This is a genomic window from Streptomyces ossamyceticus, assembly GCF_001418475.1.
GTDB lineage: Bacteria > Actinomycetota > Actinomycetes > Streptomycetales > Streptomycetaceae > Streptomyces > Streptomyces ossamyceticus.
Map to the genome: position 1 here is coordinate 1 of NZ_LIQX01000852.1, position 1,174 is coordinate 1,174.

A 1,174-nucleotide genomic window follows, 5' to 3' on the forward strand; every position below is an offset into this window, starting at 1 on the left:
GGGGAGGAGGTGCGGGCGTGGCCGTGGAGGGAGCCGTCGGCGCGGCTGCCGGCTCTTCGTCCACGCTGATCCCGAAGTCGGTGGCCAGTCCCGCGAGTCCGGACGCATATCCCTGTCCCACGGCACGGAACTTCCACTGACCGGCCCGCCGGTACAGCTCGCCGCCGATGAACGCCGTCTCCGTCGTCGCCTGCATCTCGAACAACGCCAGCTGCCCGCCCGTCGAGGCGTCGAGCAGCCGCAGCCGCAGACCGGACAGCTCGCCGAAGGTGCCGCCGTCCGCGGAAGCGCCGAGGACGACCCGGTCGATCTCCGGCTCCAGGGCTTCCAGGTCCACCCCGACGGTGTCCGTCGTCCCGGCACCATCGCTCCGCTTGCCCAGATGGCGCACGGCACCCGAGGCGTGCTGGGGCTGGTTGTAGAAGACGAAGTCCCCGTCGTCCCTCACCCGCCCGTGGGCGCCGAGCAGTAGCGCCGAGGCATCGGCGTCCGGACCTCCGGGGCTGCCGGACCAGCCGAGCTCGACGTGCACCGCCTTGGCTGCGACGGGAAGGTTGCCGCCTTTGGCCATCGATGTTGCTGTCATGCGCCCAGTCTGCCCAGAGAAACCGCCACGGGGCCCTCCCCATGCACAACAACACCCACACGCTTCGTCCGGGTCATCGGCCTGTTCCGGGAAGTTTCGGCGCAGCCGTTGACAGCCTCGTATGCCGTTCCTATCTTCGCTTCACCGAACCGGTTCGAGTAGCCAGTACGAACGGGGTGGGCTGCGCGACCGCGCCTACCCGCGCCCACAGCCGGGAGCCCTGTGGGCCGCCACCGCCCTGCCGCGACCCGCCTCCACCTGGACCGACGCCCGCCTCACCCTCACCCCACACCGACACACCGAGACAGCCGCTGACGTGCCGTTCCCCCACACCCGGACCATCCGGTCCCGGGGATCCCCCGCTCACGCAGGAGCCGCAGCATGAGATCTCGTACGCGCAGGACACTTCCCGGCCACGNNTCCTCATGGCCGCCGTGGCCGCGACCCTGGCACCGGCCGGCCCGTCGCAGGCCGCGGACAGCAGCGTCACCGTCGACTTCGCCACCGCCAAAGGCACCCCCACCTACCGCGCCTCGGGCATGATCTACGGGCTGACCCCCGACGGGGCGCTGCCGCAGGACCACTTCT

The 1,174-nt window shown here is 71.1% G+C and carries 1 protein-coding gene; it reads right to left on the minus strand.

All coding sequences use genetic code 11. The annotated features are described in order from the left end of the window. Positions 1 to 586, minus strand: a 586-nt coding sequence (locus AOK15_RS39690; RefSeq protein ID WP_205632308.1) for a TerD family protein, incomplete at its 3' end; no start/stop codon positions are given. Positions 587 to 1,174: the final 588 nt, after the last annotated feature.